At 51.3% G+C, this 23,969-nt stretch carries 22 protein-coding genes and 1 pseudogene; 3 read left to right on the top strand and 20 right to left on the bottom strand.

Going from position 1 to position 23,969, the window contains the following annotated elements:
* Nucleotides 1-106: 106 nt before the first annotated feature.
* The 18 genes from BN1360_RS14390 to nrdI all read right to left on the bottom strand — a co-directional run bounded on the left by BN1360_RS14390 (nucleotide 107) and on the right by nrdI (nucleotide 19,765).
* Complete coding sequence (locus tag BN1360_RS14390) at nucleotides 107-1,852, bottom strand: ABC transporter ATP-binding protein (protein WP_068780547.1); 1,746 nt, start codon at nucleotides 1,850-1,852, stop codon at nucleotides 107-109.
* Nucleotides 1,845-3,581, bottom strand: coding sequence for an ABC transporter ATP-binding protein (locus BN1360_RS14385; RefSeq protein ID WP_229521128.1), 1,737 nt, complete (start codon nucleotides 3,579-3,581; stop codon nucleotides 1,845-1,847). Before BN1360_RS14385 ends, BN1360_RS14390 begins: the two co-directional genes overlap by 8 nt.
* A gap of 139 nt (nucleotides 3,582-3,720) precedes the next feature.
* Nucleotides 3,721-4,722, bottom strand: a complete 1,002-nt coding sequence (locus BN1360_RS14380) for an AraC family transcriptional regulator (protein ID WP_068780545.1) — start codon at nucleotides 4,720-4,722, stop codon at nucleotides 3,721-3,723.
* Nucleotides 4,723-4,724: 2 nt separating this feature from the next.
* Nucleotides 4,725-6,221: an ABC transporter ATP-binding protein gene (locus tag BN1360_RS14375; protein WP_068780544.1), complete on the bottom strand. Its 1,497-nt coding sequence runs from the start codon at nucleotides 6,219-6,221 to the stop codon at nucleotides 4,725-4,727.
* 12 nt (nucleotides 6,222-6,233) lie between these two features.
* Complete coding sequence (locus BN1360_RS14370; RefSeq protein WP_229521011.1) at nucleotides 6,234-6,917, bottom strand: energy-coupling factor transporter transmembrane component T; 684 nt, start codon at nucleotides 6,915-6,917, stop codon at nucleotides 6,234-6,236.
* On the bottom strand, nucleotides 6,914-8,653 hold the full coding sequence (locus tag BN1360_RS14365; RefSeq protein ID WP_068780542.1) for an ABC transporter ATP-binding protein: 1,740 nt from the start codon (nucleotides 8,651-8,653) through the stop codon (nucleotides 6,914-6,916). The genes BN1360_RS14370 and BN1360_RS14365 overlap by 4 nt, the downstream gene beginning before the upstream one ends.
* Nucleotides 8,646-10,487 carry an ABC transporter ATP-binding protein gene (locus tag BN1360_RS14360; RefSeq protein WP_068780541.1) on the bottom strand — a complete coding sequence of 614 codons (1,842 nt, stop codon included), beginning with the start codon at nucleotides 10,485-10,487 and terminating at the stop codon, nucleotides 8,646-8,648. Before BN1360_RS14360 ends, BN1360_RS14365 begins: the two co-directional genes overlap by 8 nt.
* A gap of 25 nt (nucleotides 10,488-10,512) precedes the next feature.
* Complete coding sequence (locus BN1360_RS14355; protein ID WP_068780540.1) at nucleotides 10,513-11,106, bottom strand: MptD family putative ECF transporter S component; 594 nt, start codon at nucleotides 11,104-11,106, stop codon at nucleotides 10,513-10,515.
* Nucleotides 11,107-11,333: 227 nt separating this feature from the next.
* On the bottom strand, nucleotides 11,334-11,603 hold the full coding sequence (gene rpsN, locus BN1360_RS14350; RefSeq protein WP_068780538.1) for a 30S ribosomal protein S14: 270 nt from the start codon (nucleotides 11,601-11,603) through the stop codon (nucleotides 11,334-11,336).
* Nucleotides 11,596-12,039, bottom strand: a complete 444-nt coding sequence (locus BN1360_RS14345; RefSeq protein ID WP_068780537.1) for a Fur family transcriptional regulator — start codon at nucleotides 12,037-12,039, stop codon at nucleotides 11,596-11,598. The genes rpsN and BN1360_RS14345 overlap by 8 nt, the downstream gene beginning before the upstream one ends.
* A gap of 46 nt (nucleotides 12,040-12,085) precedes the next feature.
* Complete coding sequence (locus BN1360_RS14340; RefSeq protein WP_068780536.1) at nucleotides 12,086-13,210, bottom strand: metal ABC transporter substrate-binding protein; 1,125 nt, start codon at nucleotides 13,208-13,210, stop codon at nucleotides 12,086-12,088.
* A complete protein-coding gene (locus BN1360_RS14335; RefSeq protein WP_068780535.1) occupies nucleotides 13,191-14,066 on the bottom strand; it encodes a metal ABC transporter permease in 876 nt (291 codons plus the stop codon). The genes BN1360_RS14340 and BN1360_RS14335 overlap by 20 nt, the downstream gene beginning before the upstream one ends.
* Complete coding sequence (locus BN1360_RS14330; RefSeq protein WP_068780534.1) at nucleotides 14,012-14,716, bottom strand: metal ABC transporter ATP-binding protein; 705 nt, start codon at nucleotides 14,714-14,716, stop codon at nucleotides 14,012-14,014. Before BN1360_RS14330 ends, BN1360_RS14335 begins: the two co-directional genes overlap by 55 nt.
* Before the next feature lie 94 nt (nucleotides 14,717-14,810).
* Entirely contained in the window at nucleotides 14,811-16,019 is a 1,209-nt protein-coding gene (locus tag BN1360_RS14325) for a GTP-binding protein (RefSeq protein ID WP_068780533.1), read from the bottom strand.
* A 20-nt stretch (nucleotides 16,020-16,039) separates the two neighbouring features.
* The gene (gene rpmG, locus BN1360_RS14320; protein WP_082790071.1) at nucleotides 16,040-16,189 is read right to left on the bottom strand and encodes a 50S ribosomal protein L33; all 150 of its coding nucleotides are present in this window, start codon (nucleotides 16,187-16,189) and stop codon (nucleotides 16,040-16,042) included.
* Between the two features lie 156 nt (nucleotides 16,190-16,345).
* Nucleotides 16,346-17,305 (bottom strand): class 1b ribonucleoside-diphosphate reductase subunit beta, encoded by a 960-nt coding sequence (gene nrdF / locus BN1360_RS14315; RefSeq protein ID WP_068780532.1) that lies wholly within the window; start codon nucleotides 17,303-17,305, stop codon nucleotides 16,346-16,348.
* Nucleotides 17,306-17,334: 29 nt separating this feature from the next.
* A complete protein-coding gene (nrdE, locus tag BN1360_RS14310) occupies nucleotides 17,335-19,419 on the bottom strand; it encodes a class 1b ribonucleoside-diphosphate reductase subunit alpha (RefSeq protein ID WP_068780531.1) in 2,085 nt (694 codons plus the stop codon).
* Nucleotides 19,406-19,765 (bottom strand): class Ib ribonucleoside-diphosphate reductase assembly flavoprotein NrdI, encoded by a 360-nt coding sequence (gene nrdI, locus BN1360_RS14305; protein WP_068780530.1) that lies wholly within the window; start codon nucleotides 19,763-19,765, stop codon nucleotides 19,406-19,408. Before nrdI ends, nrdE begins: the two co-directional genes overlap by 14 nt.
* A gap of 529 nt (nucleotides 19,766-20,294) precedes the next feature.
* Here nrdI and BN1360_RS14300 point away from each other — a divergent pair.
* The 3 genes and pseudogenes from BN1360_RS14300 to BN1360_RS25975 form a co-directional block, all read left to right on the top strand.
* On the top strand, nucleotides 20,295-20,756 hold the full coding sequence (locus BN1360_RS14300) for a MarR family winged helix-turn-helix transcriptional regulator (RefSeq protein ID WP_068780529.1): 462 nt from the start codon (nucleotides 20,295-20,297) through the stop codon (nucleotides 20,754-20,756).
* Nucleotides 20,757-20,835: 79 nt separating this feature from the next.
* Nucleotides 20,836-22,236: an MFS transporter gene (locus BN1360_RS14295; protein WP_068780528.1), complete on the top strand. Its 1,401-nt coding sequence runs from the start codon at nucleotides 20,836-20,838 to the stop codon at nucleotides 22,234-22,236.
* 477 nt (nucleotides 22,237-22,713) lie between these two features.
* Nucleotides 22,714-22,924, top strand: a pseudogene (locus BN1360_RS25975) (winged helix-turn-helix transcriptional regulator); the annotation flags it as partial.
* A 189-nt stretch (nucleotides 22,925-23,113) separates the two neighbouring features.
* Here the strand turns inward: BN1360_RS25975 and BN1360_RS14290 are convergent.
* The gene (locus BN1360_RS14290) at nucleotides 23,114-23,494 is read right to left on the bottom strand and encodes a VOC family protein (RefSeq protein ID WP_068780527.1); all 381 of its coding nucleotides are present in this window, start codon (nucleotides 23,492-23,494) and stop codon (nucleotides 23,114-23,116) included.
* A 17-nt stretch (nucleotides 23,495-23,511) separates the two neighbouring features.
* Nucleotides 23,512-23,952, bottom strand: a complete 441-nt coding sequence (locus tag BN1360_RS14285; RefSeq protein ID WP_068780526.1) for an SRPBCC family protein — start codon at nucleotides 23,950-23,952, stop codon at nucleotides 23,512-23,514.
* Nucleotides 23,953-23,969 lie beyond the last annotated feature (17 nt).

Here is a 23,969-nt window from a genome sequence, read left to right as displayed (position 1 = left end):
TGCTGGCCCTCATGGCTTGCTGCCCCTCATTACGGCGCTTGAACGGCCGCATACGCCAAATAGCGCATCCCATAAACTTGCGGGTGCGCTATTTGCATTTTCTCTTTCAAATGCTCCATCCCTCCGCGGTCTGGCGGATAGTCAGAAATCGCTGATAGATCCCCTCCTGCTTGCTTAATTCCTCATGATTGCCGCGTTGCACGATTTGTCCATCCTCCATAACAAGGATCTGGTCCGCGCTTTCGATCGTCGCCAGCCGGTGAGCGATAATGATGATCGTTTTACCGCGAACCAAAGCGCTGATGGCCTGCTGGATCGCTTGCTCATTTTCCGGGTCCACGCTGGCGGTGGCTTCATCCAAAATGACAATCGGCGCGTTTTTCAGCATCGCCCTGGCGATCGAAATCCGCTGCTTCTCACCCCCGGATAGCGTGGCCCCGCCATCGCCAATGACGGTATCATAACCTTGCGGAAGCGCCATGATAAAATCGTGGCAGCAGGCCTGTTTTGCCGCCTTCACCACCTCGTCCATTCCGGCTTCAGGCTTGGCGAAGCGAATATTGTTCGCAATCGTGTCCTGGAACAAATATACCTTTTGGAATACCATGCTGATATTTTCCATAAGGCTGCCGCTTGTGATGTCCCTGATATCCACACCCCCGATCGAGACACTGCCCCGGTTCGCCAGATAAAACTTGGCGATCAGGTTGCAGATCGTCGTTTTGCCGCTGCCCGAAGGGCCAACGATCGCCGTCGTCGTGTTCTCCGGCATGATGAACGAAACATCGCGCAGCACCTCCCGTTGATCATAGGCAAAGCCGACCTCCCGGAAGCAAATATCATATTGCGTCAATCGCATATCCTGGCTGTCCTGATCAATCGATTCCGCATGATGAATCTCCTCCAGCTTATCGAGCGTTGCATCGATTACTTCAAGGACGTGAGCGGCGTTGTTTACCGTTTCAACATGGCCGAAAATGACAAACGAGAAAATCGCCATCATCAGCATCGTTGGCAACTCCATCGCCCCGTTTGCGGCAAGGATGGCTGAAACTGCCACAATGCCTGCGGATGCCCCTTTCAGCGCAAACAAATGGAGGCAATTGTAAGGCACGTAATTCCTCTCAATCCGGATGTTAATGTCCTTGCTCATTTGAAAAGCCCGGCGAATCCCTTCCCGGGACACCCCGTCCTGCTTAAATGCCTTGACTGCCGGCATCCCCCTTATATACTCGATGGCGGCAGCGATCATGTTGTCCTGGGCTTTTTGGTGAACCGGGGCGTTTTTACGGCTTTGTCTCCCCAGCAGCCTCAGGAACAGGGCAGACAGCAGTATTCCTGTCAGTGCGACTCCCGCGACTGGAGGGCTGTAAACCGCCAGGCAGGCCACCATCGTCAGTGCGCTGATATAACCGTTCACCACCACATCGATCATCTTCATCCCCAGCAGCTCGATAAACGACAGATCCGTAGTCGCTGCTGCAGCGATTTCCCCCGTATTTTTGCGGCTGAAGAAGCCCAGCGGAACCTGCTTCAAAATGCCGCCGATCCGGGTTCTTTCGTCCGCCGCCGCCTCACATCCGATGCTTTCCTGGGTGGAAGCCCGCAAATAAGCAAACCAGAAGCGGCCCGCCACCGCCAAGGCCATCAATCCCGCCATGTAAAATACCCAATCTAACGTTAATCCGCGAACCCCGTTCTTATCCTCGATAATCAGGTTTAGCCCGTAGGCGGCAAGCATAATAGGCATCGCTGTGAACAAGGTATGAAAGAACGAATACACAAAGCCGCGGTAAAGCCGTTTTCTTCTTGGGCCGATCCACTGCATTATACGTCCGATGGATTTAAACATGAGTCCCCACACTCCCCGTTGCACGATTTGCCGCCCAGCGTCTGGCTCCCGTATGTGCCTCCCACATATTCCTGTATAGCCGGCAGCTCCGAAGCAGCTCATCATGTGTCCCGGTCTGCACCATCTGGCCCTTTTCCATTACGATAATTTGATCGGCATGCCTGATGGTAGACAGCCGGTGTGCGATCACAAGCAGCGTCTTGCCCCGGGTCAAGGCGGCGATCGAGCGCTGCAGCTTATCTTCGTTTTCCGGGTCTGTAAACGCGGTGGCCTCATCCAAAATAACCACCGGCGCATTTTTCAGGATCGCTCTGGCGATAGCGATTCTCTGCTTTTCTCCCCCCGACAGCTTTCCTCCCGCCTCCCCGGCGTTGGTATCGTAACCGCGCTCGAGCTTGTGAATAAATTCGTCGCAGCAGGCTGCTTGTGCCGCCTTGACCACCTCTTCATCCGAGGCTTCGGGATTGCCTAGCCTGATGTTTTCCTTCAGAGAACAGTTGAAGAGAAAATTATCCTGGGCAACGAAGCTTACAACATCGGCCAGCTGGGCCAGCGGGAGCTGCTTGATATTAACTCCTCCCAGCCTGATCTCCCCGCTGCCCGGCTCCCAAAAACGCGCGATCAAACGGGCAATCGTCGATTTGCCGCTGCCCGAAGGACCAACCAACGCGGTGAAGCTGCCCTCTTCCAGTTTAAGGCTGATATCCGCGAGCGCTTTGGCAGTTTGCTGATTCGCTTGTCCATCCCCGGTTTCGTAGGAGAAGGAGACGTGATCCAGCTCGATATCGTAATGCTTCAGCTTGGTATGCTCCCCCGCGTTGTCCAGGATCTCCAGATTCAAATACTCGTCGGCGGCTTTGACCGCGTATTCGATCGACTTGGCATCATTGACGAATACCGTGAAGCTGGTTAGGGGGCCCACGATGCCCAAGGACAAAATCAGACACATGGTCAGCTCCGCCGGGCTTAATGACCCGTTCATATATAGATACATGCCGACCGGCATCGTGCCGAGCAGCGTCGACGGCAAGACAGAACCTCCGAAATTCATAAGCTTCCAGGTGCTTTTAAACCAATTTAACGTATAATCCTTGAACGACGTGACCGCTCTTTCATATTTTTCATAAGACGCAGCCGAGCGGTTAAACGCCTTAATGACTTCAATGCCTTCGATATATTCCACGATGACACCGTTCACCCGGTTGCTGGATTCCATATAATCGGCGTACTGTTTGTTAAACGTCCGCATGACAAAAGCATAAGCTACAGCGGCGATTGGTACAGTCAACAGGGCTGCAAGCGCCATCCGCCAATCAATCAGCAGCAAATAGACGAACACGCCCGCAGGCAGCAGCAGGTTGGAAATCCCCTCCGGGATTACATGGGCCAGCGGAAGTTCAATGGTTTCCACACGGTCAACGATGACGCTCTTCAGTTTGCCTACACTCTGATTCAGCACAGCACCTAGCGGCGCGCTCACCAGCTTATCAGCGATTTTGAGCCGGATCTGCTCGATGATGCTGTATGCCGAATAATGGGCCAGAATGGTGGATATCGCGTAAAAGACCAACTGGGCCGCATATCCCGCCAGACAGACAGCGACCCAAAGCCCGATCTCGGATACCGTCTCTTCACCTTGAAAAAATAACACAATAATTCGATATACGCCCACATAAGGGACAATACCTCCGGCGACACTGAGGATCGCGCATATGATGGACATCGCCATTTGCCACCGGCAACTGGCGGTAAATGAAATGACAGTTCCCAGCCAATGTTTCTCTCTCACGATGCCTGTTCCTCCCTCAACCTATTTTTGTCTCCTCCCGAAAAAAAGGGATGATTGGCAGTCGCCAACCATCCCCATCTTATAAATTTGTCCGTGCCTCATCCACTCCATCCGGCAGCGCTTCACTCCATTCGGACATAAAATTCCGATATGCTTGCGGCGGCGCGCCGATTACCGCCTTAAAGGCGGCTGCAAATTTGCTGGCATTGTCGTAGCCCACCTTGGCCGCGATCGTGGCTACACTGTCACCGCTTTGGCGCAGCAGCTCTGCCGCCGCTTGCATGCGATAAGCGCGCATGTAGGCATGTAGAGGAGAACCGTAAACCCCTTTAAAGCATTCTTTCAGAGCCGTCGGTGAGATCATGAATCGCAAGGACAATTCGTCCACTGTAAAACGCCGCTCGAGATTTTCCGCTAAAAATTTCATGATCGCTTTTACCGTCTCCACCCGTTTTCCGGGAAAATAAGGACGCTCGTTCCCATCGGCCGGAACATCAACCGTGCTCAGGAACAGCAGCAGCTCCAGCGCCTTGACCTTGAAATAATCTTGTTTGAGTCTTCCTGGCACGTTATAAAGCTGAGAGAAAATAGGCTGAATAGCCTCATCCGCACGCCTGATGAAGGTTCTCCCGCCATGGCAAAAGCTTTCGCGCAGTCCCGGTAAATCGATGGATAATCCCCCAAGTGAAGAAGAGAGCGTCCGGCACGCTTCTTCCATATATACAGCCAAGGTTATGCCCTGATAGTAACCGAGCGGAAAGCCAAACGTACCGGTGTGCTTCTCCCTCGTACCAACCTGCAAATCCCTCTCCCCTAAGTACAGGCAAGCGCCGTGCCGGAAATTCCATTCGATCCTTCCTTGCCGGCAATAATCGATTCCCAGCATGTCCATTTCTGTGCGAAATTCGGAAACACAGCTTTGCATGCGAAAATCGTTAAATACCAAATCGATTCCGGGGAGCACTTGGTAACAGGTCATCGTCCCCCGGCCCGTCTCATTCTCCATCATGTATACGGTGCAGCTCCCGTCGCCTGAAATCGCCGCCACATTGCTCCCGTGATCTATTTTTCCGCTAAGCATCTCTAACCCACCCGCAGTGTTTGCATAAGTGAGATCACTTCGGAATAATGACTTTTCGAGACCGGATGTTCGGTTCCCAGCCGTCCCTCGCTGAAGAACAACAGACGCTGGCAGGCGCTATACACCAATTCATAATCATGGGTAATGATCAATACCGCCACTCCGGAGGCGGCGATCTCGCGAATCAGCTTCACCACACGGCGCATATTCTCCCCATCCAGTCCGGAGGTTGGTTCATCCAGGATCAGGATGTCCGGTTGATGCATTAAGCCGACGGCAAAAGTGACGCGCTGCTTCTGCCCGCCTGACAAGGCAGCTGGATGGCGGTCGCGATAGGCCCACAAATCAAGTTGCTTGAGCAGGCGCTCGGCCCGTTCCTCCGCTTGAGCCTCCTTCTCGTGTCCAAGCATCAGCTCGTTCCAGACGCTATCCGAGAACAACTGGTAGTCGCTATCCTGCATCACGAACCACAGTCTGCCAAGCCGTTGTCTGGCCGTGGCTCTGCTTCCCCCGAGCCGGATCTCCCCGGATCGTTCCCGCAGCAAGCCGCACAGGGTTTTGGCCAAAGTGGTCTTGCCTGCCCCATTGGGGCCGGTAACGGCGATCACCTCGCCCTCGCTTAAGGAAAAGCTGACGTCCCCCAGAACAGCCTGCTTGAATCTTCCCGGCGAAATGGACACGTCCTGCAACGCCATCCGTTCCTGCCCCGGCCCCCCCTTCCATTCAATCTCGGAAAAGGGACGGTTGACAACCGGCGATCTTAGCCCATACTCCACCAGCTGTTCATCGGACAAGGCGAGCAGTTCATCCGGCGTCCATTCGGCGGCAATTTCTCCGTTTTGCATATAGACGATCCGATCCGCAACCGGCAGCAAATAATACAGTCGATGTTCGGCAATGAGCAGCGATTTCCCGTCCGCCTTTAAACCGGCGATAATCTCGGCCAATTGCTGCGTCGCCGCCATATCCAGGTTGGCCGAAGGCTCGTCCATAACCAGGACGGGCGGATCGGACAACCGCGCGGAGGCCACGGCAACCTTTTGCTTTTCGCCGCTGGAGAGCTTGTGCACCTCGTTTTGAAGCAAATGCGTCAGGCCGCTTTCTTCCGCCAATTGTTCCACACACCGGCGCAGAACCTCCGGGTCCATCCCGTAATTTTCCCCGCAAAAGGCAATTTCGTCCCGGACGATCGATGTGAAGAACTGGCTGCGGGAATCCTGAAACACACTCCCGACCATTCTCCCGAACTCCCACGGCTCCATCTGCCCGATGTCTTTTTGCCCGAGCCGGACCTTCCCGGTCAGCTGTCCTTCATGAAAGTAAGGAATCAAGCCATTCACCAGCCGGGTTAGGGTTGTTTTACCGCTGCCGGAAGGCCCTGTTATAACCACGCATTCCCCCTCGTAAAGTGTCAAGCAAATCTGTTTGAGCTGTTCCGAGGACTCATTATATTGAAAAGACACGTTTTCGATTTCAACAATTGCATTCTTCTGCGCCATATAGCTCCCTCCTTAACGGCATATAGCAAACAGCCAGGCGATATATATAATCGGCAAAACAGCATCCTGCAGGCGGAAAGCAATCGGGTAAATACTCGTTTTTCGTCCCGGATCATCGATGCCCTTAGTGGTTGCCGATGCGGCCAATTCATCGGAAATTTTCAAGCTTCTCATTAAAAGCGGCACGATCGTATATTCAAAGGTACTAAAGGGCCGCAGCCAATTTTTCGGAGAAGCGATGGAAACCCCTCTCAGCTTCGCCGCCACCTGGATCGCCTCATATTCCAGCCTCATCACCGGCGGAAAGCGAAAGCTGACAGCCAGCGTGACCAGAACGCCCATCGGCAGCCGAAGTGTGCGCAGCGCGGCGATCAGCTTGCCGGAAGGAACTTTGCTTAAAGACAGAGCGGACATGAGCACAGGCATAAACCGCAGTCCCAAAAAAGTCAGAATGTTTAAATAATTCAATACTTCCAGAGACGAGCCGGCAATCCAGCCCTGCAGAAGATACAGAAGCAAGGCGAGAACCAGATATTGCACCGTGGTTTTGTATATCCCTTGGGCGAACAAATACAACGCCATAAACAGCATAATCCAGGGCAGTGCGCTTAAATCCGCCAGGAATACCGCCACGCTGGTGATCAGGGTCACCAGCATTTGCGTACGGGGATCCACTTCCATCATCGCTTTCATCATTTAACCCGCCATCCGTCGGTATTTTGATGCAAATGCCACAAATTGGCGTATAGGCCCTGTTTCTCCAGCAATTCCGCATGGGTTCCTTCTTCGGCGAGCTGTCCCTGATCAAGCACCAGAATTTTGTCGGCATGCTGGATCGTCTTCAAGCGATGGGCGATCAGAATGACCGTTTTGTTGGCGACCAGCTCGTTAATTGCCTGCTGCACCGCCGATTCATTTTCCGGATCCAGCGACGCCGTCGCTTCATCCAACAGCACGATCGAAGCGTCCTTCAGAAGTGCTCGAGCGATGGAGATCCGCTGTTTTTCGCCCCCCGACAGCGTCGATCCCCCTTCCCCTACCGGTGTGTCGTAGCCCTGCGGCAGCCTGGATATAAATTCATGGCAGCAGGCGCGTTTGGCCGCTTCTTCGATCTCGGCCTGCGTAGCGTCCCTGTTGCCGATTCGAATGTTGTTGCCGATCGTATCCTGGAACAAATACACGTCCTGGAACACCATGGATATATCCCCCAGCAGGCTCTCCGGATTTATTTCTTTGATTTCCCGGCCACCGATACGGATCGAGCCGGAATCAATGTCCCAGAAGCGGGCCAGCAGACGCGTCACCGTACTCTTGCCGCTTCCTGACGGTCCCACCAGTGCGGTGATCGTATTCGGCTCGATGTGGAAGGACAAGTCTTTCAAGACCGGCTGGTCGGAATCGTACCCGAAGGAGACCCGGTCAAATTCAATCGGCGCATGCGCTCTGACGTTTTCCGTTCCCGGCAGCGGCTTCTCCATGCGAACATCCATGATGCGCTGCGCGCTGTAAGCCGAATAACGCATTTCTCCATAATTCATCAGCACGACGGTTAACGGCTCGAATACTTTGGTTCCCACTAAAAGGAACAGCAGAAATACGGGAAGCGACATGGTACCGCCGATCAGCAAATAGCTGCCGACGAATATCATCAAAGTCATGCCGGACCGCGTCAGCACCATCGCCCCCATTATCATGGGTCCCATAACCCCTTCCAATGAAATCGAAGCCCGCTTTAATTGATCAAAAGAAAGGCGCAAGCGCTCGAACCGCTTTCCTCCGATGTTATGGGCCTTGATCTCGCGGATGCCGGCCAGATATTCCTGCAACCGGCTCGCCGCTTCATTTTTGGCCTTGACATGGCTTTCGCTCAAGCGGGCCTGCACGGAATCGGTAAGCCAGAGCAACAGGACTCCAAAGGGAATGGCGATAAACATGGCCAATGCCATGCGCCAATCGAGAAACACCAGCCCGAATAACGCAAGCACCGGCAGCATGATCCCACTGATCAACTGCGGAACATTGTGCGATATCGTATGTTCGACCTGACCATAGTCGCCAAGCAGCAGGTTCGTAATATCGCCCGGGTCCCTTTTTCCAAAAAAGCCAAGCGATAAATGACGAATATGCTCAGCCAGTTTCAATCGCCCGGATGCCGCCAGACTGTAAGCCACTTTGTAGGTTTTGTCGTATAACGAGGCATACGCCGCGTACTCCACAACCAGCCAGATAAGCAAAACGGCGCAAACCGTCCACAGCCGCCCGATATTTAAACCCGCCTCCGGTTCGGCAAAGGAGCGATAGATCGTATTAAAAATATCGACCAGCAGTGCTGCCGGAATGATCTTGGCGATCCCGTCCAGCAAGGCCGCGATCGTGGAAGGCCCCAGGCTTCGGATGCTTCCGCCGGAAATGTTATAAAAATATTTATACATGGCCGCTCCCTCCTTCGGCCCCAATCCAGGCGGCTTCCCGGGACCCGGCTCCCAGTCTCCAGGATGCGGCATGGATATGGGCCTGCCACATCTGTTCGTACAGACCGCCTTCTCTCCGCAGCTCCTCATGAGTGCCGCGTTCTACAATTTCTCCGCGATTCACGACCAGAATTTGCTCGGCCCCGCGAATGGTGGACAATCTGTGGGCGATAATCAAAACTGTTTTTCCTTTCACCAGTTCAATCAAACCTTGCTGAATTTTATGTTCATTCTCGGCGTCCGCATATGCCGTAGCTTCGTCCAAAACCAGAATCGGCGCGTTTTTAAGCAGCGCCCGGGCGATGGCGATCCGCTGCGCTTCGCCGCCGGACAAATAAGTTCCGCCTTCTCCGATTTTCGTATCGTAGCCTTCCGGCAGCTGTTCGATAAAATCATGGCAACAAGCGGTCCTCGCCGCTCGGATCACCTCGTCTCGGGTAGCCTTGGCATTACCCATCCGAATATTTTCTTCAATCGTGTCATAGAAGAGATGGACGTCTTGAAATACAAATGAAACGGTGTCCATCAGCTTTTCCGTCCCTATTTCGCGAATCGGCACACCGCCGATCGTAATTACGCCCTCCTGTATGTCCCAGAAGCGCAGCAGCAGGTTAGCGATGGTCGACTTTCCCCCGCCGGAAGGGCCGACGAGCGCTGTCATCTCGCCCGCTTTTGCCGTAAAATTGATATTTTTCAAAACCGGCTTATAGTCCTTGCTTTCTTTAGACTCATAAGCAAAAGACACCGATTGAAAAGCGATGTCATAAGATTCCGGCGTCCGTGGCACCACCGGCTCCTGGGTCACAGGCTCGGCCAGCACACTTTCGATCCGCTTGTTCCCTTCCACGATTTCTCGCAATCCGCCCCCCAAATATAGAAGCTTCAACAAAGGCGCCGACAAACTTGGCGAAACGATCAGGAACAAAATAAAGGTAATAGCAAACGCCTGGTTCCCCGAATTACCGTTAAAGAGCAAAATGCCCATCGGAACAACAAAAGTAAATAAAGAGCTTATGATAACAAAGAAGAGACTATAGGATGTTTTGCATAGATCCGTGATTTTTAAGGAAATATCCCGGTAACGATCCACGGCTTGCTTAAAAGTCAGGAAAGAATCGGCGGTAATGCCGAATACCTTCACGGCGGGCATGCCCCTAACGTATTCCACACCGGTGGCGTTCATTTCTTCAACCGCAAACTGAAATTGGCGATAAGCCTTTTGCCCGCCTTCACTGGCAAACATGCGTGCCTGCAGCCAGAAGCCGATGCCAATCGGCAGCAGCAATATGAGCGCTAACCGCCAGTCGAGCCAAAATAAATAACCGATTAGCAAAATCGGTATTACAATTGCACTAACCAGATCGGGAAGTTGATGGGCAATAAACTTCTCGATTTTTTCAACGCTGACTTCAATGATTTTTTTCAATTCACCGATCGCTGTTTTCGTATGATAGCCCATCGGCACTTTGGCGACATGTTCGGTCAACCGAAGCCTTAGTTGATAAAGAATGTTGAAGGCCGCAATATGAGAGCACATTCCGCCAATGTATAATGCGATCAGTGCGGCAACCAAAGCTATAAATGCGATAATCCCCCAGCGTAAAATCAAATCTTTGTTGATATCCGCAGGTGTTTGCGCATGCCGCAGCAATTCTTCAATAATTTTGTAAACCGCTGCAAACGGGGCGATTTGAAGCAAGCTGGACAGAATGGAGAACAGGCTGGCTGTGATAAGCAGCGCTTTTTTCTCGCCAACGATCTTGATTAGCCCGGACATCTCGGATTTCGCTTCCATATTCATCCCTCACCTTCGTATCGGTCTATTTAATCAATCCGGACTTCATAAAGTGTTTGCGCAGCAACTTGGCAGCAAGCAGGCTGCCAAGCAAGGTCAGGATGAACGAAAAAGCCGAGCTCCCGATGATCCAGACCGGAGAATACGCAAAATAGGCCATGCGTTCCCGCATTTCCGGGTCATACATCGCCTCAAGATAATCGCTGCCATACACGTATATCGTCACATAGGCGCCCAGGCCAAACAAAGCGCCATATGCGGCATAGGCCAAAGCCTGGCGTGAAATTCGGCGATATTGTCCTCCGCCTCCCTTGAACAGCACCGCTTCGCCAATCAGGCCCGCCAATATAAAGAAAGCAAGCATCAACGGAACTCCCATGATCGTATATATTAGTCCTGTGACAACCGCCATGAGCAGCAGAGTCCCTCTTTTGCCGATCTTCATCGCCATAACCAGATATACCGTAGCCGAGAAAAACAGACAGACGCCGGATATCAACGGCATGGCAAAGGCCATGACGGGCGTCAATGCAATCCCCACAATAGCATTAACAATATAAATCAGGATGCTGAATATACCGATGAGTATGTAATCTTTAGTTCGAAGCTTTTGTCTCATTCAAATTCTCCTCTCTTTATCTAATTGATAATAATAATCATTATCAATTAGATTTTCTGTTTTTTCAAGCTTTTTTATAGGTTTGTCATTTAATCTCCTAAGTTTTGGGCTTACGAGAATCAAAGATATCAAAAGGGCGGCAGAAGCGGGAAAAGATATCGTCCTCCTCATTTCGGGAAGGCGCATCCGCTCCTGTGCTTCTGTCGCCCGTATGGTAAAATGTTCGGTTACCAGCTGGACTTTTTCACGCCGGGAATTTGTCCCTTATGGGCCATTTCACGAAATACGATCCGGGACACCTTGAATTTGCTAATATATCCTCTTGGCCGTCCTGTCACAGCACAGCGGTTATGCAGACGTGTGGGCGATGAATCGCGGGGCAGCTTTTGCAAAGCCGCATAATCGCCTTTTTCTTTTAACTCTCTGCGCTTTTCCGCATACTTTTGAACCAATGCTTGCCGCTTCTGCTCTTTAACGACCTTTGATTTCTTAGCCATTTTTACTCCCTCCTTTACTTGCTGTACACGAGTTGCACAGACCAAAAATTTCAAATTTATGCGAGATAACGCGGAATGATTCCGGTAGAACGATGCCGCTGTCCAGCGGACAAAAATCGATCGGAAAGGTTCGCTGGCATTTCATGCAGATAAAATGGTGGTGATGATGGTCCGGGCCGCATCTCAACTTGAAACGGACCCCCTCCGGAAAATCGAATTGCTCCAGCAGATTGATTTCCGTCAGCAATCGGAGATTACGGTACACCGTGTCGTAACTAACTCCCGGAAGCCGCTCCGATATATAAGCGTGAACCTGACGCGGCAACACGAATCCGGTGGAGACGGAGAACAGCTCCGCGATCCATCTGCGCTGCGAGGTAATACGCAAACCGTTGGACTCCATAGCTTGAATCATAGGATTCGACTTGTTCTCCATTCTTCCATCTCCCGTTTTCATATCCCCTTCACCAGATTCTTATAGACTATTCGTTCAACGCTGTCTTTAGCGAATCGAGATTCTGACGCATGACTGCAATATAGTCGAGACCGCCGTCTATCTCTTCCTGCGTTAACCCTTCAATTGGATTGAGCACCGCCGATTTGGCTCCGATTTCCGATGCGATCGTGTCGGCTACCTTGGAGGAAACCAGGGTTTCAAAGAAAATGGTCTTCACATGATGCTCCTTGGCAAACTCAACGATTTTGGCCATCTGGGAAGCTGACGGCTCCTGCTCAGGCGAGAGCCCGGCGATCGGCACTTGAGTCAACTCATATTGTCGGGCCAGGTAACCGAAAGCGGCATGCTGGGTAATGAAATCCTTGCGCTTGCTGTCCTTCAACGCCTCGGTAAATTCCTTGTCGAGCGCCTCCAGCTTGGCTACATAAGCATCGGCATTCGCTTTAAACTGTTCAGCATATTGCGGCGCTGCTTCGGACAGGCCTTTTTCAATGTTGCGAACCTCTTGAATCGCCAGTGCCGGCGACAGCCATACATGCGGGTCTAACCCCCCGTGATCATGGGCATGCCCATGCCCATCTTCTTCATGTCCATGCTCACTCTCGTGTTCGCCGTTCTCATCGGCGTGCTCACCATCTTCATGAGCATGTTCGCCCTCTTCATGCGCCTCTTCACCATGTTCATGCGCCTCTTCGCCATGTTCATGTTCATGCTCTTCCGAGCCTTCCATCAATTCAATCCCCTGGCTGGCCTCAATCGCTTTGAGCCCGCTGCCCGTCGCGCTGTCCAGCACCTGCTCTACCCAACCTTCCATACCCGCGCCGTTATACACAAGCACGTCGGCCTTAGAGATAGCGGCCATATCCTGCGCGGTAGGTTCCCAATCATGCGGTTCCATCCCGGCGGGAACCAGATTCTCCACATGGGCCAGTTCCCCCGCTACATGACGCGTAAATTCATACATCGGATAAAAGCTCGTCTTGATTTCCAACGTTTCCGCTGCAGGTTTATCCGCGGCCGCTTCGGGAGCAGCGGACGAGCCGTTGTTGCTCGCTGCGTTGCCCGCAGTACCTGCGTTTGAGCCGCAACCGGCTGCAACCAGCATCATTGACAAAGATAAAACAGTTAGACTACGATTCCAAAATTTCATGTTTCAGTAACTCCTTCTTTGGATATTGTTTTTTGGTACTGCGCCGACCATAGACTCGCAGCAGCTTTTGCAGCAGCAGTGTGATCAGCAGAAACGTGAGCAGGATTAATGCAATCGTCCCGCCCGGTGGCGTATCGATATAATAAGACATACTAAGGCCGGAAAATACGCCCGCCAGACCGGTGCCAATCGCGATCAGAATCGCTGCCGTGAAACCGGAAGCAACGCGCAAGGCCAGCGAGGCAGGCAAAACGATCAGCGCGGAGACCAGAAGCACGCCTACAACCGGCATGGCAGCAGCAACGATCATCCCGGTCAATACCGCAAAGGACAATGACAGCAGCCTGACCCGAACTCCGGAGATTGCCGCCGCGGTATCCTCGTCAAAGGTCAGATTGTAGAGAGGACGCCGCAGGATTATAAAGTAGAGAAAACCGATTAACGCCACGGCAGCAATCAACAGCAGCTGGGTGTTGCTTACTGCGACAATGGAACCAAACAGATAAGAGCTGAAGCTCTTGCTCCAATTCTGCTTCAGACTCATCAGCACCACAGCCAGCGCCAGCCCCGAAGTCATGATGATTGCCACCGGCAGCTCGCTGTATGTACGATAAGAACGACGAAGCTGCTCGATCACGATGCCTGCGGCTACAGCCAGGGCGAAGCCGCTGAGGGAAGGATTCAGCTGCATGACCGAGCCGAGAGCTACCCCGGCTAGAGATACATGCGAAAGGGTGTCCGCCATTAATGCCTGGCGGCGAAGCATTAAGTAGACGCCGAGCAGCGGAGCGATAACGCCGATTAACCCCCCTGCCCAAAAGGCGCGCTGCATAAATTCGTAGCCGAGCATCTCCATCCCTCCTCCTTCCGCTCCAATTGAATCAACATATCGAGATACGGCGCCGCTTCCTCAAGCCCATGGGTAACCATAATAACCGTATGGCCTTGCTGCGTTACGCCAGCTCTTAAAAACTCGTAAAGCTCTATCCGGCTTGCCGCATCCATTCCCGTCGTAGGCTCATCCAAGACGAGCACTTGCGGCTCCTGGGCCAGCGCCCGGGCGATGCAGACGCGCTGCTTCTGCCCCCCCGACAATTCTCCGACTTTCCGATCGCGGAATTCCCACATGCCAACCTGTTTCAGACTTCGTTCAACAATCTGCCGCTGCTCGTTCTTGAAACGACCGAATAATCCCAAGCGAGAGTAACAACCGGAACGGACCAGCTCGCTAACCTTGCTGGGAAAGCCGGCGTTGAAGGAAGACACATGCTGCGGTACATACGCCACGGCCATCTTCGAGCCGTCCTCCATGAAGCGATTAATTCGGACCGAACCGCTCCATGGCTTGATCAGGCCCAGCATCAGCTTCAGCAAAGTAGACTTCGCTGCGCCGTTAGTCCCCGCAACACCGACAAATTGCCCGGCATGGATGTCCAATGACAAGTTTTCGATGACCGGTTCATTCCCGTATCCAAACACCACCTCGCGCATGGATGATAAAATCACATTCATCTCTTCCTTTAATCGTAATTTTTACGTTTTATAAAGAGCATAATATCGTAATAATTACGATTTGTAAACCCTATTTATTGAGTAAATCTCATGCTTCACTCAGCCACGGCAGGGGATTATTAAATTTATTCCAGTCTTGCTGCATTTCTTCGTTGCTCAGCAGACAGCGGGCCAGCCTTTTCTCGATGTCCCTCTGATCCATGTCGATACCGATGAAGACTAATTCGGTCATGCGGTCGCCCCATGTAGGATCCCAGCGCTTCCGTGCCTCAGGCTCGCTCTCCAGAACTTCACGCTGCTGCTCCTCCGGCAATGAAGCAAGCCAGTATCCGGCAGGGCCAAACTGTATGGAAGGTCCCGCCTGACTTAACGAGGCAGCCAGATCGCCGCGCGCCGCGATCCATACCAACCCCTTGGCCCGCACCACCTCCTCAGGCCAATTGCTGAAGAAATAGCTGAGGCGCTGCGGATGGAATGGAATCCTGCTGCGGTACACAAACGATCCGATCCCGTATTCCTCGGTTTCCGGGGTATGCTCCTTCTTAGTAAGCTCCGAAATCCAGCCCGAGGACATGCTTGTCTTTTCAAAATCAAACAAACCGGTATTTAAAATCTCCTTGGGGTTGACAACTCCATTTACAGTACGAATGATTTTGGCCGATGGCTGAAGCTTTCGTAGCACCGCCTCCAGCTTGACCAGATCCTTCTCTTCTACCAAATCACATTTGTTCAACAGCAGCACATCACAGGTCTCGATCTGATCGATCAGAAGATCCACAATATCCCTATAGTCAGCCTCTGTAGCAGCCTGGTCCCGATCGAGCAGGCTCTCTCCTGACGCAAAGTCATGCCAGAAACGGTTGGCATCCACCACAGTTACCATCGTATCCAGGCGGGACAGGGAGGTTAAATCGATATCCAGATCCGAATTAGCATAAGTAAAGGTCTGTGCTACCGGGATGGGTTCACTGATTCCGGAGGATTCGATCAGAATATAATCGAAGCGCCCTTCAGCAGCCAGCTTCTGCACTTCACGCAGCAGATCGTCGCGCAATGTACAGCAAATGCAGCCGTTGGACATCTCTACAAGCTTCTCCTCTGTTCTCGACAATACGTTCCCTGATTTCACCAGATTGGCATCCACGTTGACTTCGCTCATGTCATTGACAATTACTGCGACCTTTAATCCGTCCCTATTGTGCAGAACATGGTTCAGCAGCGTTGTCTTCCCGGCTCCCAGATAACCGCTGAGCACTGTTACCGGGATCTTCTTCCTTGCTTCTTGTTCCGTATACATATATAACCTCCTTCAGCAGATTAACGTGTCTCTCTATGCAGCGTGTATTTTCTCAGGCGAGGACAGTACTTGCGCAGTTCCATGCGCTCAGGATGTGTCTTCTTATTCTTCGTAGTCGTGTAATTGCGGTCTCCCGTCTCGGTACATGCCAAAGTAACAACCACTCTCATTCCCAACAACTCCTTAATCGTAATATTTACGATTAGTTATTTTACAGGCTCTTTCTTCACTTGTCAATCGGTCTATTTATTTCATCGGCGCAAACAAAAAACAGGGGATTCCTCACTATAATCAGTGAGAAACACCCTGTTTATATACAAATCAACTTAGAAATTGAAATCTTCGTCCGTGAGCGGCTCAACATTCAGCGCACGCACGTAGCCGTTGCCTTTTTTGGAGAAAAAGTCATGCTGCTTCGTATCGGTCCGGATCCCGTTCAGTACAATCGGATTGATCTCCTCGTCCTCGAACGGCGGCTCGAGACCCAGATTCATGAACGCCTTGTTGGCATTGTAGCGCAAGAACGTCTTCACCTCGTCCACTAGGCCGATCTTCGTATATATCAGTTCCGTATACTGTTCTTCATTCGCATGCAGATCCTTCAGCAGCCCCTGCAGCGTATCAGATACATCCCTCTGTTCTTGTTCATCGAGCCCCGCAAAAACTTCCTGCGCCAGTACGCCAACATAGACGCCATGGATGCTCTCGTCGCGCAAAATCAAGTCGATGATCTCGCCGCTGCAAGTCATCTTGCCCTGGCCCGCCAGATAGAGCGGATAGAAAAACCCGCTATAGAACAAATAGCTCTCCAGAAGAACAGAGGACGCCATAGCCAAGTACAGCTCGCGCGGAGAATGGATGCTCGTATAGTATTCGCGGATGGTCGCCGCCTTCTTTTGCAGCATCGGGTTCTGCTCTACCCAGCGAAAAATTTCATCGATCTCTTCATTCGAAGCCAGCGTAGTGAAAATGCTGCTGTAGGACTTGGCGTGGATCTGCTCCATCATGCCCATAAAGCCAAGCACCGCTTTGCGCTGCAGCCCCTCTACATGCTCCATAATCTGCGGCATGCCAACGCCGCCCTGCACTGTGTCGAGCAGCGTCAGCCCGCCAAGCACCTTCATATAGGCATCTTTCTCATCTTCGTTCAACGTCATCCACGACATTTTGTCATCGGACAACGGGATTTCATCATCGGTCCAGAATTGCATAATATTCTGATTCCAGAACATCATCGTAAAGTCATCATCCGGACGGTTCCAGTTAACTGCTTGTAATGCGCACATCGCTGTTTCTCATCCTTTCTTCTTCTCTGTTACACTGAGCAGGTAAGGCATTCTTCCACAGACAGCTTCTTCGTCCGCGTATAATACAACGATTTCAGCCCTTTATGTGCGGCGTACAAATAATAGCGCGCCAGCTGCCGGGTCGTCACATTGCTGTTCACATGCAGAACCGTCGAGATACCTTGGTCAATATGCGGTGCAATTTCTGCGATCAGATCGATCACCTTGAACTGATCCATTTGATAAGCCGATTTATAGAAGAACATATTTTCCGCGCTCAGGTACGGCATCGGGTAATAAGTCGTTGAATTGGCATAAGTACGGGTCTCGATTTGCTCCACGACAGGCATCACACTGGATGTCGCATTCTGAATATAGGAAATACTTGCGGTTGGCGCGATGGCTAACCTGTAGGCGTGATACAACCCGTTCATCATCACTGATTGCTGCAGCTCAGCCCAATCCTCCGGAGAAGGAATATACATGCCTTCGAACAGTCCAGCCACCTTATCCGTGCGTGGACGGTAATCCGTATCCACATAACGGCTGAAATATTCGCCTGTCGCATATTCGGACTGCTCGAAGCCGGCGAAAACCTCGCCCGTCTGAACAGCAATTTCCATACTTTTTTCCAGAGAATAATAATTCATCATCGCGAAGAACGTACGGGCAAAGTCCCTCGCCTCTTCGCTCTCATATGCGATCTTGTTCTTGGCCAGGAAGCCGTGCAGATTCATGACCCCAAGGCCGACGGAATGCATCTCCCGGTTCGCCTTGGCAACGCCTGGAGCGTTCGCAATGCTCGTCATGTCACTTACAGCTGTCAATGCGACCATGCCTTCATGTACGGATTCACGGACCTTCTTCCGCTCCATCACGTTCACGATGTTCAGCGAGGCCAGATTACAGCTGATATCGCGGCGAATCATATCCTCGTGACCGTAATCCTTAATCTCCGATGTCTCCTGCAGCTGGAAAATTTCCGTACACAGGTTGGACATTTTGACCTGTCCGATATTTTTCAAGGCATGCTGGTTGTTCGCGTTGCTCTTGTTCATGATATATGGATAGCCGGATTCCAGCTGAACCATAGCGATCTTCGTCAGCATGTCCCGTGCGCTCATTAATTTCTTCTTCTTCACCCGGTCGTCCGCCAGCAGCTTGTCATACATCACGTCCAGATCCATATCATCCAGATGTATTCCGTAAGCTTGGTATACACTATATGGGCCAAACACATGAAGCGGTTCGTTAGCTTTGGCCAGTTCATAGAAGCGGTTCGGCACAATCAAACCGATCGACAGGGTTTTCAGGCGAATCCGCTCATCGGCGTTAATCTTCTTGCTATCCAGAAACTCAGCGATATCCCAGCCGAAAATATTGTAATACCCTGCGCCCGAGCCTTTGCGCTGTCCCATCTGGTCCGCATAGGAGAAGGCGTCCTCCATCAGCTTCAGCACCGGCATTATGCCTTTGGCCGCGCCTTCCACGCCTTTGATCGCTTCGCCGCGTCCGCGCAGCTTCGACAAGTTGACCGCAACTCCCCCGCCGATCTTGGACAGCTGCATACACGTATTTAATACGTAGTTGATAGAGTTCAGAGAATCATCCATTTCCAGCAGGAAGCAGGAGACCATCTCGCCGCGCCGGCTCTTGCCCGCGTTCAGAAAGGTCGGGGTAGCTGGCTGCAGCCGCTGCTCCATCATCGATCGTGCCAGCGTGCCGGCCGTATCTACATTTCCTCGGCCAAGATATAGCGCTACGATAGCCACCCGATCGGGATAATGCTCCAAATACTTGGACTTGTCATTCGTCTTTAACGCATAGTCCGTATAAAATTTCGATGCCGCCATGTAGGACGGGAATTCAAATTGATAGCTATGGGTAATCGCAAATACTTGATCTATTTCATCAGCCGTATACCGGTCGTACACATTTTCATAGTAGTCATGATCGATCATATACCGTACTTTATCGGCCGTAGTCGGGAAGATCATCGTTCTACCCGCTACTTCCTTCATAAACTCAGCGACAGCTTCCCGGTCCTTCTCCAGCTGGAAGAACCCGTTCTCATCACGCTGCATCAATTGATTGTTCAGTTCAATATGCCGCAACCCGGCTCACCTCCTGCTTAAAAATCTCCGCATCCTTTTTCGTCCCGGATAGCTCAAACTTAGCCACAACCGGCACCTGGTAGCGCTCGGAGATCAAGTCCGCACTTTTTGCAAATCTCTCGCCCCAATTGCGGTTACCACTGGCCGCCACACCGAGCATCCGGCCATGATTATGTTCCAAAAACGCCGAGACTCTTGATGGTATCTGACCGAACCCGGTCGTATATGTAATCAGCACAAACGGCTCCTCCAGCGTCATGCCCTCGTCAATTTGCACGGCAGGCAAGTCGAGCTTCTGAATGAACCGTTTTACATTCCCTGTCTTGGAATCATACGCAATTAACATCGATACTCCCTCACTTTTCCCCTTACAATCTATCTCTTACCTGTATTTCTAATATAAAGGTTAAAAACCTATAAACAAACAACATCTTGTTGTGCTAAATCAATTTACCACCTATATATAGTATTGTCAATCCGTACAAACGTCCCAAATCGCTTGGATAATGTAATAGATTCTCAGAAAAAACGCTTTAATCCGGCCTGTAGACAGCCCCTCGTCAGATCCCTTTTTAAATAAATAATTTTTAAGAATTTTTGAACTTGTAAAACCGATCTGATCTTCATCCGGACTTGGATGGCAAGGACTGCTATGTCAACGTGACGAGAAAAGCACGAAGCGCATCCAGTCGGCGTGATTGAGCCGTCCAATCGGCGTGATTGAAGTCTAGAAATCCCGTTCGCCCTGTTAGAGTGCTTTTTATATCCTTTTTGTCAGCTTGTAGAACTGCCCTGCTTATATCCGATTAAGCTCGTAAGCTTTTGCCGGATGAAATGGCTTGACAAACATTATGTTTAGAAACTAAACTATACCCATGAAAAAAAATCCAACCCCAATAACCGAGCAGGAACAACAAGGTAGCCGTAATCTTGGCAGACTCATTATGCAGCTGCGCCGCCTGGAGCGTCAGCCTCACACGTTTGGCTCAGCCGGGCCGCTGACGCCAAGTGAAATCCATACTATAACGGCAATCGGCCCCGAGGGCAATGTGCTGATGAGTGAACTTGCCAGTCGTCTGGGCATCACCAAGGGTGCGGTCACCCAGCTTATTGCCCGGCTGGAGGCCAAAGAGCTGGTTGTCCGTTCGCCGCATCCGCATGATGCCAGGGGGATCGTCCTTTCCCTTACAGCTTTGGGACAAGAAGCCAATGCGGCCCACGATAGGGTGCATCTGGGTTTTTACAACCAGCTACGCACCCAAGTAAGCGCCCAGGAAATAGAGATATTTGAAAAATGCATCGACAAACTCAACGATTTTTTGCAGCAAAATCATTAATTTTTTTTGCTTATTTGGTTTAGTTTCTAAACTAAATAACAACGATACAAACGAAATTCTATACAAGCAGGAGGAACTCATGAATCGTTTTCTTATGATGACAGCTTTATGTCTAGGTGCTTTTGTTTCCCATTTTACAGCCGGTGTCATGAATGTATCGCTACCGCAATTCGCCGACCTGTTTCATAGCGAGCTTGGCGTTGTTCAATGGATCACCACCGGTTATTTGCTCGTAATCGCCTCCCTCCTTCCATTGATGGGCAAGCTGGGGGACCGCTACAGCCATCGAACAATTCATAATACCGGGTATGTTATTTTCGCACTCAGCTCTATTTTGATCGCTTTCTCCCCCAATATCGCAATTATGCTGATTCTGCGGGCAGTACAGGCAGTCGGAGCATCGATGTTCCAGGCGACCAATATCGCGATCATTGCTCTCTATTTGCCCAAAGAACAACGGGGACGCGCCCTCGGTATCGTCAGCACGGCCGTTGCTTTGGGCGCCATGAGCGGCCCCATCGCCGGCGGATTTATTGCTGAATGGCTGAATTGGCAATGGCTTTTCCTGGTCCATGTTCCCGTATCCTTGATGGCTACTCTGCTCGCTATTCGCTATATTCCCGCCGGCAAGAAGAATAGTATGGCAGGACGGGAATCAGCCACCGGAAAAGTCCCGCTTGACCGCCTTGGCGCAATCCTGTTCATCATTTCAATCGCCTCTATGATTTACGCCATCTCAGCCGCTCAGCCGGTGGCGTTCATCATAGCCATCACAGGATTTACAGCTTTTCTGCTGTGGGAGCTGCGCCATTCGTCACCGTTTCTGCCGATCCGGCTGTTCCGCACTTTCCCGCTCTCCGGGGGATTGATGATCAGCACGATGTCGTTCATGATGGCAAACACCGTTCTCGTTGCCCTGCCCTTTTACTTAACAGGCAAGGCCGGATTTTCACCTTCGATTTCCGGTTATATCATGGCCATCTATCCGATCCTGCTCGGGGTTGCTGGCCCCGTTGCCGGGGGTTGGTCCGATCGTTATGGGTCCAGGCGGCTTATGCTGCTCGGCATGCTTGGCATGGGCCTTGCTCTTATCGTGCTGGCCCTGGTCCCGGACCAGACGGAGGCCAACGTCCTTATGCTGCTTGGTTCGCTGAGCCTGCTCGGCATCGGGATGGGGTTATTGTCCGCGCCGAATAACAGCTTCATCATGCAATATGCCCCTAAAGAACATACCGGTTCTATCGGAGGCATGATCGCTTTGACACGCAATTTAGGGATGGTTATGGGGGCCGCGCTGGGGCTTGGAGCGATAAAAAATGCAGCGGCCGGCTCTGTGGGTCAGGAGCATGCCTCCCTGCTTGCAGCGCTGCGGCCCGTGCTCGGAGGTTATATCCTGGTAACCGGATGCATACTGGTCCTCCTCGGATGGAATCTTCTTCAAGCGGCACGCCGCCAACAGGCCGTTGATCGTCAGCTCTGAGCGTGAGCTTAGAGCTGATTAGCCTGTGATTTCCCGCTCCTTTACGCTGGAGTTTTCTTCATAAATGGCCTTGCTGAAAATAAGTCTTACGAGACGCTGGTGGAACTTCTGCTGAATTCTCATGGAAATCCTGTCTTACTCCAGCAAATCCGGCAAAACTCTAACGAAACTCTCACAAGCACTTCAACAGAATTTACGCAAAACTCCTGCAGAACTCCAGGAGAACCCCAAGAGAACTTCAGCAGAACTCCAGGAGAACCCCAGGAGAACCCCAGCAAAACTCTAACGAAACACCATGTCGCTATTTAAGCAAAAATGAGGGGTATGGAAATGTAACGAAACTCCATAACGCTATTTGGGCAAAAAACCGCTACTTAGCCCCTTATTTGTCAAAATAGCGACACCCAGTTTCGTTAGAATTTTAGTTTGCCCTTTTCGGCGCAAATAGCGATCTCCAGTTTCGTTAGAATTCCGGTGGTCCCGCCCAAAGTGGGAAATGAGCTGACGAGTAAGGCTGGAGCTTGAAACCGATTTTCGACTCGCTCTGCATGTGGGGAGAGACTCATATTATTAGAGAGTACGGCACAAATCTGCTGTATTGGAAGACCACATTCTCAACAACAAGGATATCGGCCTTGCGACCGAAGCGGACCAACCCTCAAAAGGAGAAGAAGCATTCTTATCCTAGAACTTTAAAAAGCTCCTGAACCGTCTTAAGAGACAGCTTCAGGAGCTTATTTATTGCGGGCTACTACCAGCCGCAGGTCGATTCCGGTTCCCTTCAGCTCTGCTCTGCCTATATTAATGGGCTAGCAGGCGTCCATGATCGCTTGTTGAGCATGGGAAGATTAAGTCGAAGGCTTGGAACCCTCCCCCACTAATTTAAGCGATGCACCATCTCATATTTGTTTCCGCAAGGATCCTCAAAATAGACAGCGTAATAGGTCGGGCTAATCGGGAATAGCTGGGGGCCGCCGTTTATTTCCCCCCCATTTTCTGCAACCAGCTTGGCGATGTGATCCACTTCTTCCCGGTCATTGGCCCAAAACCCGATTAAATTCTCATTCGGTGTATGTCCGGCATCCTCTGTAATGGCAAAGTACGGGGCCATAGGAAGTTCTCCTTCAGCGGCAAACACCCGCCAATTTGCACTATGAAAGGTGCGCGTAAATCCCAGCTCAGGAAGAAGCTTTTCGTAAAAAGGCAGCACAACTTCCAGATTGGTCACTCGCAGATCGATATGGCTGAACTTATTCATTTATATTCATCTCCTTATTATGATTCACGGGAAGAACCCGTTATTTCCCTCATTTTGTTCAGTACGTCTTCCCAATAAAGCTTCATTTGTTCCCGTGTATCCGACTGATTCAGGCATTCTTGATGAAAACTGATCGTGGTTCTGTCAGATTTATCGGCTATCAATCGAATTTGCAGCGTAGACGGTTTGTCCCAGCCCTTCATCTTCCACCTTAAACGAATTTGTTTCAACGGTTTAACCACCTTGAATTGTCCGCTAATTCCCTCGCTGGATTGAAAGGTGTCCCCCTCTTGGAATGTACGGAGCGAAACCGTTCCAAGCCATAATTTTAAACCTTCAGGGGAGGTTAGAAACATCCATGCCTGAGCCGGCGAAATCGGCAGCGTCCTCCGAACTCCTACCTGAAAACCAACAGATGCGGTTTGCCCGACCATTCTGATGCTTTCGCTTTGATTCATCACTACACCTCGCTTAT

The sequence above is a fragment of the Paenibacillus sp. GM2 genome, assembly GCF_900069005.2.
In the GTDB taxonomy this organism is placed as follows: domain Bacteria; phylum Bacillota; class Bacilli; order Paenibacillales; family Paenibacillaceae; genus Fontibacillus.
The sequence above is the reverse complement of the archived record's forward strand: the minus strand, read 5'-3'. Positions and strand labels throughout refer to the sequence as shown.

Bases quoted from the DNA above. Each gene is read 5' to 3' on its own strand.
- BN1360_RS14390 (WP_068780547.1), bottom strand. From the start codon at position 1,852: ATGTTTAAATCCATCGGACGTATAATGCAGTGGATCGGCCCAAGAAGA.
- BN1360_RS14385 (WP_229521128.1), bottom strand. From the start codon at position 3,581: ATGGCGATGTCCATCATATGCGCGATCCTCAGTGTCGCCGGAGGTATT.
- BN1360_RS14380 (WP_068780545.1), bottom strand. From the start codon at position 4,722: ATGCTTAGCGGAAAAATAGATCACGGGAGCAATGTGGCGGCGATTTCA.
- BN1360_RS14375 (WP_068780544.1), bottom strand. From the start codon at position 6,221: ATGGCGCAGAAGAATGCAATTGTTGAAATCGAAAACGTGTCTTTTCAA.
- BN1360_RS14370 (WP_229521011.1), bottom strand. From the start codon at position 6,917: ATGATGAAAGCGATGATGGAAGTGGATCCCCGTACGCAAATGCTGGTG.
- BN1360_RS14365 (WP_068780542.1), bottom strand. From the start codon at position 8,653: ATGTATAAATATTTTTATAACATTTCCGGCGGAAGCATCCGAAGCCTG.
- BN1360_RS14360 (WP_068780541.1), bottom strand. From the start codon at position 10,487: ATGGAAGCGAAATCCGAGATGTCCGGGCTAATCAAGATCGTTGGCGAG.
- BN1360_RS14355 (WP_068780540.1), bottom strand. From the start codon at position 11,106: ATGAGACAAAAGCTTCGAACTAAAGATTACATACTCATCGGTATATTC.
- rpsN (WP_068780538.1), bottom strand. From the start codon at position 11,603: ATGGCTAAGAAATCAAAGGTCGTTAAAGAGCAGAAGCGGCAAGCATTG.
- BN1360_RS14345 (WP_068780537.1), bottom strand. From the start codon at position 12,039: ATGGAGAACAAGTCGAATCCTATGATTCAAGCTATGGAGTCCAACGGT.
- BN1360_RS14340 (WP_068780536.1), bottom strand. From the start codon at position 13,210: ATGAAATTTTGGAATCGTAGTCTAACTGTTTTATCTTTGTCAATGATG.
- BN1360_RS14335 (WP_068780535.1), bottom strand. From the start codon at position 14,066: ATGGAGATGCTCGGCTACGAATTTATGCAGCGCGCCTTTTGGGCAGGG.
- BN1360_RS14325 (WP_068780533.1), bottom strand. From the start codon at position 16,019: ATGTATACGGAACAAGAAGCAAGGAAGAAGATCCCGGTAACAGTGCTC.
- rpmG (WP_082790071.1), bottom strand. From the start codon at position 16,189: ATGAGAGTGGTTGTTACTTTGGCATGTACCGAGACGGGAGACCGCAAT.
- nrdF (WP_068780532.1), bottom strand. From the start codon at position 17,305: ATGTGCGCATTACAAGCAGTTAACTGGAACCGTCCGGATGATGACTTT.
- nrdI (WP_068780530.1), bottom strand. From the start codon at position 19,765: ATGTTAATTGCGTATGATTCCAAGACAGGGAATGTAAAACGGTTCATT.
- BN1360_RS14300 (WP_068780529.1), top strand. From the start codon at position 20,295: ATGAAAAAAAATCCAACCCCAATAACCGAGCAGGAACAACAAGGTAGC.
- BN1360_RS14295 (WP_068780528.1), top strand. From the start codon at position 20,836: ATGAATCGTTTTCTTATGATGACAGCTTTATGTCTAGGTGCTTTTGTT.
- BN1360_RS14290 (WP_068780527.1), bottom strand. From the start codon at position 23,494: ATGAATAAGTTCAGCCATATCGATCTGCGAGTGACCAATCTGGAAGTT.
- BN1360_RS14285 (WP_068780526.1), bottom strand. From the start codon at position 23,952: ATGAATCAAAGCGAAAGCATCAGAATGGTCGGGCAAACCGCATCTGTT.